Source organism: Radicibacter daui (assembly GCA_030657355.1).
Classification (GTDB): Bacteria; Pseudomonadota; Alphaproteobacteria; order Radicibacterales; family Radicibacteraceae; genus Radicibacter; species Radicibacter daui.
In genome coordinates, this window is the sequence record CP131056.1 from 3,127,951 (window position 1) to 3,145,390 (window position 17,440).

16 protein-coding genes are annotated in these 17,440 nt (G+C 65.4%); 2 read left to right on the plus strand and 14 right to left on the minus strand.

Going from position 1 to position 17,440, the window contains the following annotated elements:
• Position 1: 1 nt before the first annotated feature.
• From QTL98_RS14655 to QTL98_RS14680, 6 genes are all read right to left on the minus strand, one after another.
• Positions 2-739, minus strand: coding sequence for an SDR family oxidoreductase (locus tag QTL98_RS14655; RefSeq protein ID WP_445679207.1), 738 nt, complete (start codon positions 737-739; stop codon positions 2-4).
• On the minus strand, positions 736-2,064 hold the full coding sequence (locus tag QTL98_RS14660) for an FAD-binding oxidoreductase (RefSeq protein WP_445679208.1): 1,329 nt from the start codon (positions 2,062-2,064) through the stop codon (positions 736-738). The genes QTL98_RS14655 and QTL98_RS14660 overlap by 4 nt, the downstream gene beginning before the upstream one ends.
• Positions 2,061-2,486, minus strand: coding sequence for a GtrA family protein (locus tag QTL98_RS14665; RefSeq protein ID WP_445679209.1), 426 nt, complete (start codon positions 2,484-2,486; stop codon positions 2,061-2,063). Before QTL98_RS14665 ends, QTL98_RS14660 begins: the two co-directional genes overlap by 4 nt.
• Complete coding sequence (locus tag QTL98_RS14670; protein WP_445679210.1) at positions 2,483-3,910, minus strand: UbiA family prenyltransferase; 1,428 nt, start codon at positions 3,908-3,910, stop codon at positions 2,483-2,485. Before QTL98_RS14670 ends, QTL98_RS14665 begins: the two co-directional genes overlap by 4 nt.
• 98 nt (positions 3,911-4,008) lie before the next feature.
• The gene (locus QTL98_RS14675; protein WP_445679211.1) at positions 4,009-5,151 is read right to left on the minus strand and encodes an EAL domain-containing protein; all 1,143 of its coding nucleotides are present in this window, start codon (positions 5,149-5,151) and stop codon (positions 4,009-4,011) included.
• A gap of 6 nt (positions 5,152-5,157) precedes the next feature.
• Entirely contained in the window at positions 5,158-6,264 is a 1,107-nt protein-coding gene (locus QTL98_RS14680) for a quinone-dependent dihydroorotate dehydrogenase (protein WP_445679212.1), read from the minus strand.
• A gap of 651 nt (positions 6,265-6,915) precedes the next feature.
• Between QTL98_RS14680 and QTL98_RS14685 the strand changes: the two genes are divergently transcribed.
• The gene (locus tag QTL98_RS14685; protein WP_445679213.1) at positions 6,916-7,125 is read left to right on the plus strand and encodes a hypothetical protein; all 210 of its coding nucleotides are present in this window, start codon (positions 6,916-6,918) and stop codon (positions 7,123-7,125) included.
• An 83-nt stretch (positions 7,126-7,208) separates the two neighbouring features.
• Here the strand turns inward: QTL98_RS14685 and terL are convergent, their stop codons facing one another.
• The 8 genes from terL to QTL98_RS14725 all read right to left on the minus strand — a co-directional run bounded on the left by terL (position 7,209) and on the right by QTL98_RS14725 (position 15,683).
• A complete protein-coding gene (gene terL / locus QTL98_RS14690; protein ID WP_445679214.1) occupies positions 7,209-8,726 on the minus strand; it encodes a phage terminase large subunit in 1,518 nt (505 codons plus the stop codon).
• Positions 8,719-9,105: a hypothetical protein gene (locus QTL98_RS14695; RefSeq protein ID WP_445679215.1), complete on the minus strand. Its 387-nt coding sequence runs from the start codon at positions 9,103-9,105 to the stop codon at positions 8,719-8,721. The genes terL and QTL98_RS14695 overlap by 8 nt, the downstream gene beginning before the upstream one ends.
• Positions 9,106-9,109: 4 nt before the next feature.
• Positions 9,110-11,425 (minus strand): glycosyl hydrolase family 28-related protein, encoded by a 2,316-nt coding sequence (locus QTL98_RS14700; RefSeq protein WP_445679216.1) that lies wholly within the window; start codon positions 11,423-11,425, stop codon positions 9,110-9,112.
• Positions 11,426-11,428: 3 nt separating this feature from the next.
• On the minus strand, positions 11,429-11,962 hold the full coding sequence (locus QTL98_RS14705; RefSeq protein ID WP_445679217.1) for a hypothetical protein: 534 nt from the start codon (positions 11,960-11,962) through the stop codon (positions 11,429-11,431).
• Positions 11,962-13,908: a phage tail protein gene (locus QTL98_RS14710; RefSeq protein WP_445679218.1), complete on the minus strand. Its 1,947-nt coding sequence runs from the start codon at positions 13,906-13,908 to the stop codon at positions 11,962-11,964. Before QTL98_RS14710 ends, QTL98_RS14705 begins: the two co-directional genes overlap by 1 nt.
• Before the next feature lie 15 nt (positions 13,909-13,923).
• Positions 13,924-14,490, minus strand: coding sequence for a phage connector family protein (locus QTL98_RS14715; RefSeq protein WP_445679219.1), 567 nt, complete (start codon positions 14,488-14,490; stop codon positions 13,924-13,926).
• An 87-nt stretch (positions 14,491-14,577) separates the two neighbouring features.
• Positions 14,578-14,820: a hypothetical protein gene (locus QTL98_RS14720; protein ID WP_445679220.1), complete on the minus strand. Its 243-nt coding sequence runs from the start codon at positions 14,818-14,820 to the stop codon at positions 14,578-14,580.
• A 44-nt stretch (positions 14,821-14,864) separates the two neighbouring features.
• Complete coding sequence (locus QTL98_RS14725; RefSeq protein WP_445679221.1) at positions 14,865-15,683, minus strand: phage capsid protein; 819 nt, start codon at positions 15,681-15,683, stop codon at positions 14,865-14,867.
• 589 nt (positions 15,684-16,272) lie between these two features.
• On the opposite strand from QTL98_RS14725, the gene QTL98_RS14730 reads away from it, so the two are divergent.
• A complete protein-coding gene (locus QTL98_RS14730; protein ID WP_445679222.1) occupies positions 16,273-17,289 on the plus strand; it encodes a GAF domain-containing protein in 1,017 nt (338 codons plus the stop codon).
• Positions 17,290-17,440 lie beyond the last annotated feature (151 nt).

Here is a 17,440-nt window from a genome sequence, read left to right on the forward strand (position 1 = left end):
GTCAGATGTTAAGCCGCTTGAAGAACCTTTCGGGGATGGCGCAGATGACCCGCATAACCAGCCACCACACCCTGCGGACGTAGACCACGTCGCGCCGGCGTCGCACAGCCTTGAGGACGGCCATGGCAACCTCCTGCGGCAATGCCGTCAGCGCAGGCGGCGTCTTGAGGCCGGCGATCATCCGGGTTGCCACAAAACCCGGCTTCACCGTCATGACATGGACGTTACGGGACGCCAGCCGGTTTCTGAGTCCGGAGAGAAAGGCCGTAAAGCCCGCTTTGGCGGCGCCATAGACATAATTGCGGGCCCGGCCGCGATCACCGGCAACCGAGCTGACGCCCACAAGGACACCGCTGCCCCGTGCCTCGAAGCGATTGGCCAGCGCCCCGAGAACCAGCGCCGGCCCCTCGAAATTGGCCCGGATCACACCCGCCGCCGCCAACGGATCCTGCTCGAGGAGAGGCTGGTCGCCGAGAACGCCGACGCAGCACACCACTATTGCCGGCAGTTCTTCCAGCCCGTCCAGAAAGCTTTCGACCGCCTCGATCTCCAGAGCGTCAAACCGCAAGGCTCTGGCCTTGACCCCATGGCGAAGGCCAATATCGGCACAGTCCGCCGCCAGTTCGGCCGGCCGGCGGGCCGCCAGCAGGATATCGTGACCCTCAGCCGCAAAAGCCCGGGCAATTGCAAGGCCGATATCGGAGCTGCCCCCAAGGACGAGTACGCTGCCGCCGCTCATAATGACAGCCTGCCCGATTGCAGCGAGGCAAAGCTCTGCCCGGCGCCCGAGATCCGGCGAAAATCGCGAAACGAACCGACACGGGCGTCGCTCGCCTCCAGCGTCTCACGCGCCAGCCGTGCATCCTTGGCAAGATAGAACCGTCCGCCATGCTCCAGCGTGACGGCGTCCAGTCGCTGCATGAGGGCAAGCGTGGTGTCATTGACGGGAAAATCGAGCGCCAGTGTGTATCCCTCCATTGGAAAGGAAAAGAAGCTTTCCTGCGCCCCGAGCCGTTTCAGCACCGCCAGGAAGGATCCGCGGCCGGCATCGGCTATCGTCTCCAGCAACCGGGCGATACCGGTGCGAGCGGAAGCAAGCGGGATCACGCACTGAAACTGGACCAGCCCCCGGCGGCCATAAAGGCGATGCCAGTGAGCCAGCGCGTCGAGGGGATAGAAATATCGCTCCCAGTCGACCAGCCGCTCGGTCAGCGCACGGCGGCCGGCCTGATAATAAAGCGCGTTGAAAGCCCTGACCGAGTACCGGTTAAGCAGCCCGGCCGGCAGCGCGAAGGGCAGCGACCACCCACGGCGGGACGGCACCGAAAACGGCTGGGCGGCAAGCCGGTCCGGCAATTCCCGCCGACGCGCATGCTCGCCCAGAAACAGGAGCGAGCGACCGAGCGCGTTTCCGCGCGCAAGACAGTCGATCCAGGCGACGGAATAAGTGGCGTCCTGCGAACTCTCGAAGGCCGCCATGACCCCTTCAAGATCGGGTTGCACCAGCGTGCGCTGGCGGATCCAGCCCGTCTCTACCGGCAACAATCGCAGCGCTGCCCGCAGGATGATGCCGGTAAGCCCCATGCCCCCCAGGGTTCGGGCAAAGAGCTCGGGGTTTTCCTGTCGCGAACAGCGCAGGATCTCCCCCTTGGGGCCGAGCAGATCAAGCCATTCGACAAAATTTCCCAGGGAGCCATGACGATGGTGGTTCTTGCCATGCACATCTGCGGCGATCATGCCGCCCAGGGTTACGAACCGGGTACCGGGAGTCACCGGCGGAAACCATCCGCGCGGCAGGAAGGCCGCGATGATGTCGGCAAGCAGAAGCCCCGCCTCCGCTTCCAGCAACCCGGTAACGGGATCGAAGGCAAGCATCCGGCAAAAACCTGTCATGTCGATCGTCATGGCTGGATTGAGCGCACTGTCGCCATAGGACCGGCCCATGCCGCGCGCAATGACCGGCCCATGCCCCCGTGCCAGCAGCGCCTGCAAATCAGCCTGTACGCGCGGCCGCTCCAGCGTGCAGGACACCACCGGAAACTGCCCCCAGCCCGACAGCTTCATGCCCCTTCTTCCTTCACCGGGGATGGGCTGAACACAAAGAGCCGGTCGAGATTGTATTTGACGATATAACCGACCGAGAGCCCGAGCGAGGCGCCGACCTCACGCATCAGATCGGTTTTCCACACCAGCCAGAACGCTGTCTCGGAGGCCCAGAATATGAGCGTCGTCGCCACACCCATCAGTGAATAGAGTCCGAACTTGCGGCCGTGTGTGGCAAGGCCGGAGGTGCGGTCGTCGAAGATCCAGCGTTTATCCAGCAGGTACTTGATCACCAGCCCCACCCCCGTCCCGCAGACAAGGGCCAGCACAAGCCCCGGGTTGCCGGGCACGATCTGGAGCACAAGGCGCTGCAGCGCCAGATTGACTGCCGTGGCAATGGCAGCGAAGGCGCCATAGCGCCCGACGGTCTGCAGGCCTGTCAAAACACACTCCCGAGCAGGGCAACGAGCAGAACGCCGGCTATGCACAGCAAACCGACCCGGTCACGCAGGACGAAAAGAAGGGGATCATCCTGCATCTTGCCACGATGGGTAATCATCGCCATGCGGCTAACCCAGTAGAGCAGGATGGGGCAGCATGCCCAGAGCACCGCCGGAGCACGATAAAGCTGCTGTACCTCCGGTGAATTGATGTAGAGCGCCAGCACCAGAACAGCCATGTAACCGGCGGCGACCGAGATGGTGGCTACAATCGGCAAATCGCCCACCTGATAGGCCCGGCCTTTTGCTTCCGACTGACCCCGGTCCGCAGTCGCGACCAGCTCGGCTTGCCGTTTCATCGCCGCCAGCGACAGGAAGATAAACATCGAGAAAGCGAGCAGCCATTCGGAAAGATGGATGCCGGTGACCGCACCGCCCGCCAGCACACGAAGGGTATAGAGCCCTGCAAGAGCACAGATGTCCACGATCAGCCGGCGTTTGAGGACCAGCGAATACCCCATCGTAAGGGCATAATAGAGCGCAACGATCCCAATGAATTCGAGTTTGCCGGTGAGTATCGCCACCAGCACTCCCAGCACCAGCAGTACCGGCACCATAAGGCTCGCTTGCAGCGGGCCAATCCTGCCGGCGGCCACCGGTCGCTGTTTTTTCCTCGGATGATGGCGGTCTGCGGTCAGGTCCAGCAGGTCGTTCAGAATGTAGGCACTCGACGCAGCGAAGCTGAAAGCGAGAAAACCAAGTCCGGCAACCAGCCAGCTTTCCACCCGCCCTTCATGTGCCGCGATCAGCGGCACGAAGATCAGCAGGTTCTTGAGCCACTGATAGACACGCAGCATCCGCAGCATATCCGCCCAGCCCGGGCGAGGGTTGGCGAGGGTGACCACATCCTGCCCCCCTGCATCCAGGCGCGCGGCGAGCCGCTCGGACGGGGCCACTACGATAACCCGCCTCGCTTGTCGCCAGACCGGCAGATCGGCCGCCGCGTCACCGATATAGTCAAAACCCCGAAGCCCGAAACGTCCGGTAAGGAAGGCTGCTTTTGCCTCCCCCTTGAGATTGTGCTCTCCGTCGGAGCCATGAACTTCATCAAAAAGTCCGACATGACGGGCAACGGCCTCGGCAATGCGCCGGTCTGCCGCGGTCACCAGCGCCGTACGCCCACCGGCAGCACGCCAGGCAGTGACGAATTCGAGCACTGCAGCATTATAGGGAAGCACCGCAACATCCAGCGCACTCGCATCGGCCAACGCCGCCTTGAGCGCGGCGGGACCCGAAAAAAGCGCGCTCGCCGCTGTGACCAGAATGCTCGGACTGGTGGCCAGAGCCGCCCAGAAGTTCTCGACCAGCGTATCGGTATGAATGAGCGTGCCGTCGAGATCGACGACGAGAACCGGAGTGTCGGACATGGTTTCCCGGCAGTAACGAGCGAGCTTTTACGGCGGAAGGGCGGGATATTATTGCGCCTCCGGAAAGTAGCACTGCCCCGCCAACAATACATAGAGCATTAGGCTTGGGGCAGCGTGCTCGGCTTCGGCTCGCCGAAGAGGAAGCCCTGTCCGAAATCGAGGTGATGCGGGGCAAGGAGGCGCATCTGGTCCTCGCTTTCCACCTTCTCGACGATGAGGTCGATGCCGGCATCGTCGGCGCGGCTGAGCAGGCGCGGCACCGAAAAGGGCGAGGGTTTGCCGAGTTCTGCCGCAAGGGCCGGGGCTTCCAGCTTTACAAACCGCACATTGCGCCGCTTGAGGGCGGCGAAGTCGATGTCGAAATGCGTGACGTTATCCATCGAGAAGATGAAACCGAGCTGGGCAAGGCCCTCCAGCAGCTTGCCGCCTGCCGGACCGCCCGACAGCATGGTTTCCTGGTTAAGCTCCAGCACGAGGCGCGGGATAATCTGGCGATGCGACTGCATGAAGGCTAGAAAGCTCTGCATGAAGCGAGTATCGGCAAGGGTGTTGGCCGACATGTTGACGAAGAAGGCGTAGTTATAATCGCGCTTCTTGCTCTCGCGGATCAGCTGGATACAGCGCAGCAGCAACAGATTGTCGAGCGGGCCAATCAGCCCCTCCCGCTCGGCAAGGGCCAGATACTGGTCCGGCCCCATGATCTCCCCGGCTTCGCCGCGAATGCGGGAGAAGACCTCATAATAACGATGCCGGCGCTGCGGCAGGCTGACGATGGGCTGGAGGAAGACTTCTACCCGGTCGCGGCGCACCGCCTCGCGCAGCTGGCGCAGGATGATCGACTGCTCGGCATCGCGCTTCAGCTCTTCCGCCAGCGCCAATGCCGTACTCCCCGGCGCCCCCGGCGGGACCACGGCACTGATCTGCTCGACCACCGCCTGCAGCATTTCCGCTTCGGGCGCCACATCCGCATCGCTGGCGGCCGCAGGCGCGCCGAGGGCAACGCCTTCGGGCTGCGGGGTGGCGCGCAGGCGCTGGTTGATCAGCTCCCGCAATTCGCGGGTCGCGGCACGGCGCGCGGCAATTTCATGCAGCAGGCCGCCGGCCAGCAAAACGCAGAGGCCCAGCACCAGCGCCTCATTGGCCTCGTCTACCTCCGGCCACACCAGCGGGGCGCAGAAGGCAACGACAGCCGCCAGCAGCACATAGGCGGCAAAGAAGATCGTGTGCTGCCGGGCTGTCATGATCGGTTATTCCTGACCTACGGAGGGAACGGGCCTTGCCTCGGCCGGCAGGGCCGCGCCAACCGCCGCGGCCACCGAACTGTAGCCGTCGGCCCGCAGCAGGGCAGCAAGCTCGGTCTTGATGCGGCCGATCAGTGCCGGCCCGCCATAGGCAAAGGCGGTATAAAGCTGCACCAGGCTCGCTCCGTTGCGGATCTTCTCATAGGCGTCGGCGCCGCTTGCCACACCGCCCGCCCCCACCAGCGGCACGCGGCCTTTGAGGATACGGGCAAAATCGGCAAGCCGCGCGGTCGCGAGAGACATCAGTGGCCGGCCGGAAAGGCCGCCGGTTTCTGATACGGGACCGGAGAGCCCTTCCGGGCGCGAAATCGTGGTGTTGGAGATGATGAGCCCGTCCACCCCCAGCTCCAGCGTCACGGCCGCAATGTCTTCCACATCGTCATGCGTCAGGTCCGGCGCCACCTTGACCAGCAGCGGCGTAAAGGGCTGGCGCACACTGGCCGCGCGCGCTTCCAGTACCCGCTCCAGCAGCGCCTTCAGCTCTGCGCGGCCCTGCAGCGCACGCAGACCTGGCGTGTTGGGGGAAGAGACATTGACGACGATATAGTCGCAGAAGGCCGCCACCGCCCGCACGCCCTGAACATAATCGGAACCGGCATCCGGGCTTTCCTTGTTGCGGCCGAGGTTGGCGCCCACGGGGCCACGGGGTTTTTCCTCCTGCCCGAAACGCGCTTCCAGCCGGCGGGCAAATTCCTTGAGGCCCTTGCTGTTGAAACCCATGCGGTTGATGAGACCGCCGGAGGCCGGCAGGCGGAACATGCGCGGGCGCGGATTGCCCGGCTGCGGCAACGGGGTGACGCTGCCCGCCTCGACGAAGCCGAAGCCCATCTGAAGCAGCGGATCCATCACCTCCGCATCCTTGTCGAAACCGGCGGCAAGACCGATGGGGTTCGCGAATTCAAGCCCCCAGAGCGTCTGTGCCAGGATCGGGTCATCCGGCTGACGCTGCTGCGGCCCCATCCCGAATTTGAGGCCCGCCAGCGCCAGACCATGTGCCCGCTCCGGCGAGAGCGACATCATCAAGGGGCGCAGCAGGGGGTAAAGGTCGATCACGGGGCCTGTCTTTCCATTAACGAACAGAAAGCGCCCCTCCGGGGTACGACGGCAGCACGCGTCGCCGGACAAGCGCCTGATTCATCCTTGCGTATAGAGGAGCAAGGCCCTTGCCGTCACGCAACTCTTCCCGGCACGGGCCTGCAAGCCGGCGTAGCCGGGGCGGTGCCTGCAACGCAAAGGCGCAGCACGTCTATCGCCTGAAAATGGCCAGGATAAACCTTTCGGTTTTGTGCCGTATCTATCCTGCATTTTAACCATTCCGCCGCTTTTCCCACGCCCGGCGCGGAGATGAAGGTAAAATTGGTTAACACCATGTCTTCTGCGGTGGGAGTGGCCCGTCATAGCTGCATAGGCACGACCAACCACCATTAATTGCAGCCCGTGCCACTGCATAATCCTGTAATTTTGACGAAATGTAACGAAGCGATACTTTTCAAAACGGGGTCTGTACTCTGCATCCTGAAGCAGATCGCGCTTTCACTTGCTGAATACGGATTGATGCAGGAGGCCAGCACTTACTTCTTAAGTTTATATAGTCTTTCAGTTCGTTGACCACGAAGGCCCCCCGGCCTCACCTTGTGGCCAAGCCCCAAAGCCCCCTAATGGCCGCAGCCCCCCGAACGGCCGATTGCTCATGGAGAATGCGTTATGCTCGTCCGCCCCGAAGACCGCGATCCCTGGTATTCCCCGGCGCTTGAAGCCGCGCTCGGCAGCCTGGATACGCTCGCGGAAGCCGGACTGGTGGCGCTGCCCTCCAAGCCGACCGATGCCATGCTGATCGCCGGCGCCCGTGCCGCCGGCTGCTCGGTCGAAACCGTCTACACACTCTGGAATGCGATGGTGGCTGCCGCCGAATAACCGGCCGGGCGCCCCGCCCCAGCATCACTCCCCGAAGGGCCGGCTGCCGATGGTGCCGGCCCTTTGTGTTTTGGCTGCTTTTCTTACCCCTGCTCATCCAGCACCGTTCGCGCCTTGACGCCACTGGTAAACGGTCGCCAGCTCTCGGTGACGAGCGCGGCGGCGCAGCCGAGCCGCACAGGCTCGGCTGCAATGGCCCCGGCTACCGCGTCCAGCCCGTCATCATGGCCGGCGCCGCCCGGCCGCCAGTCCCGCAACTCAGTGAGAAACGGGCCAGCCCAGACGGAGCTGTGGGCACTGAGAAGGCCCGCTGCCAGCGGCGCCTCGAAAGCCGCAAGGATGCGGGCTTCCTTGGCGGTGCGGGAAGCCACCTCCAGCACCGAACCGGCCTGGCGGCGCCGGGCCAGTTCGCGCCGGAGCAACCCGGGCAGGAAACGGCCAAGGCCGTTGGTCTCGATGCGCAGCGAGGGCAGATGCAATGCCGCCATCAGGTCGGCCACCTGCCGGCACTGCACCCCGGCCGCATCGCCGCCGATGGCGGGATCACCACTCCCCGCCGCCACCTCGGGACCGGCCTCCAGATAAAGCACCCGCTGCAACCACAGACCACCGTCCCCATCCACGAACAGGGCGGCCACCACGCTGGCATCTCGTTTCGCACTCCCCTGCCCACCGCCAAAGGCTGGATCCCACCAGGCGCTGGCCGAGATCATGCGCCGTCCGTCCAGCCAGAGCTGCGGCCGCCCCTGCGCCTCCCGCCACTCCAGTTCGCCCTCGTGCCGGCGCAGGCCATGGGCCGGCAGACGCCCCGGTTCGACATCCACCGGCCGCAGCAGCATCTGCGCGGCAAAGCGGTCCGGCCCCGCCTTGCGGCGCAGACGCTCAATATGGGCAAGACTGAACCGCTCCGGCCAGGCACTGCGCCCGGCGGCATCCAGCACCGGCAGGCGCAGCGCGTCAAACCCGCGCGTCAGCGGCTCCCCGTCGGCATAAAGGCTCTCGCGGGCATGAGGCGTGCCGACAAAAAGCAGCGTGCCGTCCGGCACGAGGATGAAATCCAGTTCGGCCAGCCGCTCGCGCAGGACGCGGCGGCGCTGCGGTGTGGCCGCCGTGCGCGGCACTTCCACATCATCGCAGATGATGATGTCAGCCCGGCTGCCGGTGATGTTGCCGTCAATGCCGCGGGCAAGGGCAGAAGGGTCGCGCCCGCCGCGCCGCCGCTCGACGGTAAAGCAGTCCGCCGCCCATTGCTCCGGCCGGCGCGGCTTCAGCCGCTGTGTCAGCGGATGGCGAGTGAGGATACGGCGCATGTTGGCGACCATACGCTCGGCCAGCATCTGGTCGGCAGCGAGAATGAGGAAGCGCAGCTCCGGATCGCGATGCAGCAGCCAGCAGGCAAAAAGCGCGACGATGGTGGACTTGCCGCCCCCGCGAAAGGCCAGCAGCATCAACCGCCGCCGCCCGTCACGCCAGGCCCGCTCCAGCCAGTCCGCCATCACCAGATGGAGGGTCGGCAGCCCTGCCCCGAGCCCCTCAAGGCGCTGCCACAGCCAGAGAAAGGCCGCGAAACCGGCCTCTGCGCCGGGCTCCAGGTTACGCATCCCCGCCGGCCGCCCGCTCCCCGCCAGCCCCTTCTGCAGCAAGCGCCTCGTAAGGCGGCGCCTCCCTGAAAGCAGCAATATGCGCCTCTGCCTCCCGGATCAGCGGTCGCAGATCCGGCCCGCCGACGCCGGGCCGGGCGCCGGTATCGCCGGGGCGCAGAAGCCGCACCAGCCGCTCGGCATGGGAGAGGAGAAGGGCCATGCGGGCCTGCCGCTCTTCCAGCTTTCCCGCCAACGCATGGGTGCGATCCTGGACCAGCTGATCCAGTTCGCTGCGATACCAGCCCGTCAGCTCTTTCAGGGCACCGAGCGCAACCTCGCGCAATTCCTCAAGCACCGCCCCGGCTTGCGGCGCAGCCTCCTGTTCCTGCTGTGCCATCGCCCTAGCCCTTTGCCGTGATGTACCATTGCGAGCCATTGCAGAGCGCCGCGAGCCACTGGTACTGCGCGCCCAGCACCTGCTCGGCGCCATCCGGCCCGCCGCCGCCCAGCTGGGTGATGGTAACGGTGTTGGCAGAAGGGTCCGTCTTCTTGATCAGCACCTCGCGCCCGCTCGCCGCTGCAGCGTCCGGTGCCGGCAGTTGCACCGTCACCGCCCCTGCACTGGCGCTGATGGCGTGGAAGCGCCGGGTCAGATCAAGGCTCACCGTGCCCGTCACCTCGCGAAACGCAACCCGGGCCCGGGCGGTGGAGCTGGCGAGTACGAACCACTCCGCCCCGTTGCTGTAGAACGTGGCGGCATCGTATCGGCTGCCAAGGATCACCACGGCGCCATCCGGCCCCACCCCGCCGGATTGGGTGATGGTGACCGGGTTGTCCGAAACGTCGATTTTCTTGATCGAAACGGTGCGTCCGGCCGCACGGGCATCACCAGGCGCCGGCAAGCGCACCTCCAGCGCACCTGCATAAGCGCTGACGGTATAGACCGACTTGGTCATGTCCGGCTCATAGAGGCCGGCGCCCTCGTAATAGTACCCGCCCGCTGGCAAGGGATTGCCGGCCAGCACCCACCAGCCCGCCCCGTTGGAACAGACGGTGAGGAAATCATAGCGGTTGCCGAGCAGCCACTGACGGGCATCCGGTCCCGGCCCACCTTCTTCCGTCACGGTGACGGCATTCTGGCTGGTATCCTGCTTCTTGATCGTCAGCACCGCGCCTTCGGCATCGGCGGCGGCCGGCAGGCGCGCCTCCACCGCGCCGCCAAAAGCGCTGATGAGATAAATCGGCGCGGCGGCATCGATGCTCACCGGCCCGCCGGCCGCTGGATCGAGAAACCGCGTGGCATAACGCAGCCCCTCCACCTTCATCTCGCCAATCTCGGCACCGGCCAGCCGGTTGCGCAGCGGCCAGCCGGCATTGATCGCACTGTAGGAACCGCCGCTGTGATCCTCAATGGCGGCGCCGGCTGACTGGGCATGGAGATTGACGACGGAGGTGGCGCTGCTGCCCGCCTCCAGCAGCAGGTTGGCGACCGTGCCCAACGTCTCGGTATAGGGGTTGATAAGGCAGGTATCCGCCGCCCCGGCGCCAATGCGGATGCAGGCGGCAGCGCCTGTCGAAAGATTGACCTCGCAATCGGTAAAACAGTTCATGTGCGCGCCCGCCAGCACGGCAATCCCGTCCCCGCTGATTGCCGTGCCCAGCGAATAGACCCGCACGCCGGTAAAGCGGTTGGCGTTGGGTGTATCGCCCGCGCCGCTGCGGCGCAGCCGCAGGCCGGTACCGGTCGGCCGGGCGATCAGCACCCGTTCGATATGGTTCCAGTAACAGGGCCTGGCCGCATCCTCGTACCCATCGAGATCGAGCCCGACCGCCATGTCCCACAGCGTCAGGTCGCTGAGGCGGTTCTGCACGCAAGGACCAAGGCGCCCGCGCAGCAGGATGCCGGTCTCGCCGCCTTCAAGGCGCAGATCCCGCAGCTGGGCATAACCGTATGGCAGCTCGATCACCGGGCCGGAAACATCAGCCCCCATCAGCACGCTGGTCTGCCCCGCCCCGGCCAGCACCTGCCCATAGGCCAGAGCCAGGGTGGCGGTGAGGCGGAAGCGCCCTTCCGGCACCCGCACCTTGCCGTTGGCGGCAAGCGCGGAGAGGAAAGCTGCCGTGTCGTCGGCTAGCCCGTCCCCCACCGCGCCATAATCCCGCACAGAGACGGCCTCGCCGATCTTGTCGCTCGCGCTGCGCCAGACGGCACCGGCCCCGCCCGCCAGCACCTGCGGCAGGGCAACCGTCGCGCCATGATCCACCAGCTGCACGCCGCCAGCCTCATCGAAGGCCAGTGCCTTGCCGGCACGCGTGAGCGCAGGCGGCAGCACCAGCGCCCCGTCGCCATCGGTAGGGTCAAGGCGCAGGGCGCGACCATTGTCGCTTGCCACCTGTTGCAGCCCCGCCATCACCCGGTCGAACTCGCCATTAAGGGCAGCAGCCGTCAGCCCCCCGCCAGGCTCGAAACGGGCACGGCGCGCGAGCGGCACCTGACGGGCAAGCGTCACCACCACCCCTTCCGCCGGGGCGCCGGCAAAACGCACCGTTCCCCCACCCGCTTCGCCACAACCGGAAACGGTGTAGCCCCCGGCCTGAGGCGCGGCGTCAAGAAAAACCGCAAGGCTGGAGGGATCGGAAAGGGCAAAAGGGATCTCGAAACTGAGGCGCACGCCGTCGGCGCGATAACGCACGCGCGGGGTCCCGGATGCGGCCATGGGTCAGTCCTCCGCCTGGAGAAGATAGGAAAGCCGGCGCTTGCGGGCGGCCTGATCGAGTTCCAGCAGATTGGCCTGCGCCTCGGCCCTCGCGGCGGCCCGGATGGCGGCCGCCTTGAGCGCAGTCTGCTGCGCGCTCTCGGCCCCTTCCGTTTCGCTCTCCTGCGTCAGGCCCAGCAGCAGCGCCTCGCCGCTACCGTCACCGGGCGAGAGACCGCGCGCTGCGGCACTGGCATTGCTGGCGGCAATCGCGCGCCTGAGCGCCTGCTTGCGGGCACGGTCGGCGGCAGCCTGCTCCACCTGCAGGGCACTGGTCTCACGCTCAGCGCTGTCTGCAACCTCCTGATTGGCCGCCACGGTCTTTTCGCGGTCCATCTCATCCCCGGCGAGCACGGCATCCCGCCGGTCCGCCAGCGCCTCGTTTTTTGCTTTTGCCTGCGCCTCACCGGCGGCGGCCTGATTGAAGCTGCGCGCCACCTGAAGCCCGGTGGAAAGCGCCGGCACCGCCGACGCAAGATTGGAGACGAGCGATCCCATCAGTCGGTTACCTTCAGTTTCGAGGTTACGGAGAGCAGGCAGAAAGGCAGCGGCGCGCTGCCCTCAATGCGCCAGAGCGGCACCATCGGGTCGCGAGCCCAGCCAAGGGCCGACAGGCGCACATCGCCGCTGAAGGGCGGTGGCGGTTCATCCAGCCGGGCACCCGCCGCAAGCCGGCGGGCGCCGAGCGGCACGCCGGCAAGGCCGGCCCCGGTATCGCAGGCAAGATCGGCGGTCCCGGCAAGGCGCAGCACCAGCTCTACCAGCCGCAGCAGGCCGGATTGCGCCGGCAGACTGTCCCCCAGAAGCCCCGGCGGCAGCGGCTCGACGATATGGGTGAAGGGCAATCCCGCCTCCAGTGCCGCAACCGGATTTTCAAGGGTAATGGCACCCTGCCGTACCGGCAGTGGCGGCAGCACCGCGCCATCGGCCTTGATCACCACCTGCCGGCCGTCGAGATGATCAAGCCCGCTCCAGCGAACCGCCCCCGCCGGGTTGGCGCCGGAGAGCGCGGCATCGCTGCCGAGCGCGTCATCCAGCACCTCAATGAAAAAACGCCCGGCCCGCTCGACCAGGAAGGTCGCCTCCTCCCCTACCAGCGCGACGGAACGAATGAACCCTTGCGTCACCAGCCGCGACCAGGCGGCAATCTGCTGCTCGCGATAGAGGGTGAGGCACGCGACCCCGCCATCGGCCCGCACAAGATAGACAAGGCGCCGTGCAGCATCGAAACGGATATCGACCGGCGCCTCCACCAAAGGCCGGGCGAGCAAGGCCAGATCGCTCGCCACATAGGCTGCCTCCGCATCGGTATAAAGAAACTCGCGTAGTTCGCGCCCGCTGCGCCCGACAAACAGCGTGGCGCCATCGACATTGACGGGCGGCAGGGAAGAGACGCTGTAACTGCCGATGCGCGTCTGGCGCACAAGGCGGATGGTTGCCGGCGTCAGCGGATCGCCCGCTGCCACCCATTCGGCGCCGCTGGTGAAGATCTGCAGGTCGCGGCCGGGGAAAATCTGGCGGATGGCATCGACCTGGTCAGAGAGCAGCGCCGCCTCGATGGCCTCATCATCGAGCCCGGTGCCATTGTCGAAATTCCACAGCTGCCCGGCTTTGGAAAACCAGAGCCGGTTGGGCAGATCGCGGCTGCCACCGATGACCAGCCGGCCTTGATGAAAGGCTGCGCTTGCCGGCCAGCCCCGCACCGGGCTGAAGGCCGGCTCCTCCCAATCTTCGGTGGCATCGGTGGAGGCCAGCGTCTCCAGCGCCACGGCACTCGCCTGCCGGCTGTCGGCAATAGCGACAAGGCGCAGCTGCCTGCCGCCAAGGCGGAAGATCAGCCCGTCATGCCCGTTCCGGAAGACATCGGCAGAGGCGACAAGCGTGAGCGTGCCCCCGGTCGCGGACGGCTTCAGCGTTACCCCCGGCGCCCCGAAACCGTAATAGGGCTGGCGGACAAGCATCAAGGTAGCGGCGGCGACAGGATCGGTTGCCGGCTCCTCAGCAAAAGCCCAGGGGGCAAGCGTCCAGCCGCCTTCATCCGCGGTATGGCGGGTAAGGACACGCGGCGACACCTCGGGATGGCAGAGCAGCAAAGTGTCAGCACTCTGCGTCCAGCCGAGAGCCGCCAGCTGGGCCGCGCTCCACGGGGCGGCAAGACTGGCGATCTCCGCCCCTTCACGCAGCACCGTGACGCGCCCTGCGGTGAACACCAGCAGATAGGTCTGCGCGGTATTGAACTGGAACTCGATGAGCCGCCCGGGCCCCCGCGCGGTTGCCACATACCGCAGGCCCGGCCGGCGCACGATGCCGCCGGTGGGCTCGATAAGGACATTTTCCAGCCGGCGGGCACCGTTTTCGTAGGCGCGCAAATCGCCCCGCCCGAAAAGGTGGGGGCTGAGTTCCCCGGCGGCAAAGCTGGTTTTCAGCTGGCGGACTTCGCTCATCCCCGGACGCTCCTTTTACGAGCGCACATCAACGAGGCTGAAGGCCTCGAAACGCGGCGGCGCATCCTGCTGGGCGTCGATGGACCGGGCACGGGCCAGTTCGCTCTCGGCAAGGCGGGCCAGCAGTTCGGCGCGGCTCGCACTTTCCGTCAGCGGCAGGCAAAGGTCGGCCGCAAGGCGGGCAATCAACGCCTGGGTGAAAAAAGGCGGAAAATCCGCTTCGGCCGGGCGAAAGAGATAACTGAGAACAACGGCGGGCGCGTCGCAGAAAAGGGCATTGCCCCGGATGCGGTATTCGAGCCCCCGCCCCCGTCCCGCCCCGGCGGAAAGGGCGCGCAGAAAATCCACGGGCAACGCGAAGGCATGGGCAAAATCGGCAAGCGGCGGATCGGCCAGTTCCACCAGTTCGGCCTCTGCACTGGCAAAATTCCACGGGTAACAGCTGAGCAGGCCGTCCCGCACGGTTTCATAAAGCGCTCCGGCGGCTTCGGCTTCCGCCGTGCCCTCGTCAAAACTGGCAACAGGCCGCGCCCCCAGCCGCACCAGCGCGCGGCAGGTTATGGCGATGTCACTGGCGAGCATCGCTTGTCTCCTTGTCGGTCAATGAAAAAGCCCGGCCGCTGCACGTCAGCGGCCGGGCCCCGGTAGAGCCTGGGTCGGGGAAGCCGGTCAGGCGGCCGCGACGGTCACCGCGCCGCTGGCCACCGATACGATGCCGATAAGCTTCGCCGCGGGGCTGGAGGATTGGGCGGTGCTGGCCAGCACCATGTCGCCAGCCCTGAGCGAGGCGGCGGCAGCGTTGAAATAACCGGCGGCCGCAACCGTGGCCGCCGTGTCATCACTGCGGTAGTGCCAGAGCGTGAAGCCGTTGCTGTAGGCAAGAACGCCCATATCCTGCTGGCGGAAAGCCATGGCAGATCTCCTTCATATCTGGGGATATCCGGGAAAAGCGGCCTTCAGGCCTCCAGGCAACGCAGCGTCACCACGCCCTCGCCATCGACAAGGCAGGCGCCCTGGCTCATCCAGTTGTTGACGAAATGGGCGGCACGGTCGCCATGCCAGGAAACGTCGGTGGTGACATCCGCCCCGGAGGCATGGCCGATGGCACTGCGGTGATACCAGTGGCACAGCCGCACGCTGCCGCTGAGCGTCAGGCCGGAATGCGGCATCCACAAAGAGCCGAGCCAGCGCTTGGCCTGCGTGCCTTTCCACGGCAGATCGTCGCTGCCGACATAATCGGCATCGGCAAATTCCTCGATCTGCAGCAGCTGCGACCACTGTTTCCAGCCGACGATGGCGTAACGCTCGCCGTCATCCGGCACTTCGGCGGTACCCAGCAGCTCGAAAGCTTCCAGCACCTTGTCGCGGGTAAGGCCGTCGCTGCCGTCGCCGGCAACCGTCACGCCGCTGTCGAGCGCGGCGATGATGAGGTCATCGGTCTTGCGGCCAAGGGCATAGGCACCGGCATTCACCGTTACCTGCCGCTCATCGATGTTGGTCTTGAGCTCATCGAGCTTGTCGACCCAGTCGCCGGCATAAAAGTCGGCAAGGAAACACTCGACGGTGGAGTGGTCGGCATTCATCACCGGCACCATGCCGTGGCGCGCCTTGGGGCCGGCCACACCGCGCCCGACCTTCTGAAAGGTGGTGGAAGCCCCCGTCACGCCCTGCTTGGAGCGCACGGTGGTACGCAGCTTGGAGCCGAGGCGCTGATAGGCCTCATGCACCTCGCTTTCGAACTGCTTGACGAAAGCCTTGTCGATCGTTGTGGACATGGGATTTTTATCCTTCAAATTGATGAGGACGAAGAAGGAAAACTCCCTGTCCGGCTTGTGCGCCACGCGCGGCCAGAGACGGGAAAAGGCGAAAGGGCAGCGCCCGCTTTTCCGGATGAGGCAGGCTCCGCCTAAAAAGAAAGGCACCGCTTGCCCACGCAGGCGACCGGGTCCGCCGCCTTCCATCGGAAAGGCAGGAACCGTCGGCTGCGCTGGCAGTCGCCGGCGCCTTTGAAGAGGGAGGGAGCACTACTGTCCGAAAAAAAGCGGAGCAAGACCATCCGCCACGGCCACGTTTACCTTCCGCCCGCCGATGAGCGACAAACACCGCCAAGCGTGGGCATGGGAAGGGCGTTGGCAGGAACAACGGTATGCCAGGTGGGCACTCCTGTAAAGGATTTTTTTCTCATATCAACACCGCCAATGAGACACCGGCAGCACACACTACTGTGTGTTTCCCTGCGGTTTAATTGTCATTCTTTAAAATGGCCGCAACCCTGCGGAGTGGATTTGTCAATAAAATTTAAGCATCTATCAACTATAGTGGGTGCTCAGCACTGTAGATGCCGCCTAATCCAATAGCTGGTCGATGACACGGCACCCCCTGCCTCCCGAACGCGACCCCGACCTTCTGATGGCGATCATCGATCTCCAGGCAGGGATCGTGCGCATTGGCCCCGACCTTGGCCAGGTCATGGATCTGGTGGTCGACCGGGTGCGTGCCATGGCCGGTTGCAGCGGCGCCATCCTGGAACTTGTGGAAGAGGAAGAGCTGGCCTGCCGTGCGGCCAGCGGCAGCAACCAGCCGCAACCGGGCCTTCGCCTCAAGCGTCCTGGCAGCCTCTCGGGCCTCTGTCTGGAGGCTGGCGACGTGCTGGTGTGCTCGGACAGCGAGACCGACCCAAGGGTCAATCTTGCCGCCTGCCGGCTCGTCGGTCTGCGCTCGATGGCGGTGGCTCCCCTGCTGTATGCCGGAGCGCCGGTGGGCGTGCTCAAGCTGCATTCTCCGGAGCCCGGCGCCTTCGGATCGCGCGAGGTACAGCTGCTGCAACTTATCAACGGCCTGATTGCCGCGGCCCTCTTTCATACCGCCCGTTATGGCGAGGACGAGCTTTACCAGCGCGCCACCCACGACGCCATGACCGGCCTTGCCAACCGCTCGCTGTTTTACGACCGGCTCCGGCAGGCCGTCTCGCAGGCCGAGCGTCAGCACGGCACGCTCGGTGTGATGATCGCCGACATGAATGGGCTCAAGACCATCAATGACCAGTATGGCCACCGCGCCGGCGATGCCGCCATCTGCGAGGTTGCCCGCCGCATGGCCACGGTTTCCCGCCATGCCGATACCGTGGCGCGGCTCGGCGGCGATGAATTCGGCATGATCCTCAGCGATGTCGGCGGGCGCGAGGGGGCCGGCCGGGTGATGGAACGTATCCAGGAAGCCATGCTGCCGCCCTTCAATTTCGAGCAGCACCAGTTGCGGCTCAATGCCAGCCTCGGCCTTGCGCTTTATGCCGAAGACGGCACCGAAATAGACACGCTGATCGAGAAGGCCGACCGGGCGATGTATCAGGCCAAACGGACGGGAAAGCCCACGCTTTCCTGACTGGCTCGCCAGCGCACCGGGTGCGCCCGCAAAAATCGCTCCACCCTATCCAAATGCACACCGGCGAATGCGCACTATTTTATGTTCGCCCTCTTCTCCAATCATGCGCTTTTAGGATAAATTGACGGTATCCTGTCCACTATGTGACAAG

Bases quoted from the DNA above. Each gene is read 5' to 3' on its own strand.
- QTL98_RS14655 (WP_445679207.1), bottom strand. From the start codon at position 739: ATGAGCGGCGGCAGCGTACTCGTCCTTGGGGGCAGCTCCGATATCGGC.
- QTL98_RS14660 (WP_445679208.1), bottom strand. From the start codon at position 2,064: ATGAAGCTGTCGGGCTGGGGGCAGTTTCCGGTGGTGTCCTGCACGCTG.
- QTL98_RS14670 (WP_445679210.1), bottom strand. From the start codon at position 3,910: ATGTCCGACACTCCGGTTCTCGTCGTCGATCTCGACGGCACGCTCATT.
- QTL98_RS14675 (WP_445679211.1), bottom strand. From the start codon at position 5,151: ATGACAGCCCGGCAGCACACGATCTTCTTTGCCGCCTATGTGCTGCTG.
- QTL98_RS14685 (WP_445679213.1), top strand. From the start codon at position 6,916: ATGCTCGTCCGCCCCGAAGACCGCGATCCCTGGTATTCCCCGGCGCTT.
- terL (WP_445679214.1), bottom strand. From the start codon at position 8,726: ATGCGTAACCTGGAGCCCGGCGCAGAGGCCGGTTTCGCGGCCTTTCTC.
- QTL98_RS14695 (WP_445679215.1), bottom strand. From the start codon at position 9,105: ATGGCACAGCAGGAACAGGAGGCTGCGCCGCAAGCCGGGGCGGTGCTT.
- QTL98_RS14700 (WP_445679216.1), bottom strand. From the start codon at position 11,425: ATGGCCGCATCCGGGACCCCGCGCGTGCGTTATCGCGCCGACGGCGTG.
- QTL98_RS14705 (WP_445679217.1), bottom strand. From the start codon at position 11,962: ATGGGATCGCTCGTCTCCAATCTTGCGTCGGCGGTGCCGGCGCTTTCC.
- QTL98_RS14710 (WP_445679218.1), bottom strand. From the start codon at position 13,908: ATGAGCGAAGTCCGCCAGCTGAAAACCAGCTTTGCCGCCGGGGAACTC.
- QTL98_RS14715 (WP_445679219.1), bottom strand. From the start codon at position 14,490: ATGCTCGCCAGTGACATCGCCATAACCTGCCGCGCGCTGGTGCGGCTG.
- QTL98_RS14720 (WP_445679220.1), bottom strand. From the start codon at position 14,820: ATGGCTTTCCGCCAGCAGGATATGGGCGTTCTTGCCTACAGCAACGGC.
- QTL98_RS14725 (WP_445679221.1), bottom strand. From the start codon at position 15,683: ATGTCCACAACGATCGACAAGGCTTTCGTCAAGCAGTTCGAAAGCGAG.
- QTL98_RS14730 (WP_445679222.1), top strand. From the start codon at position 16,273: ATGACACGGCACCCCCTGCCTCCCGAACGCGACCCCGACCTTCTGATG.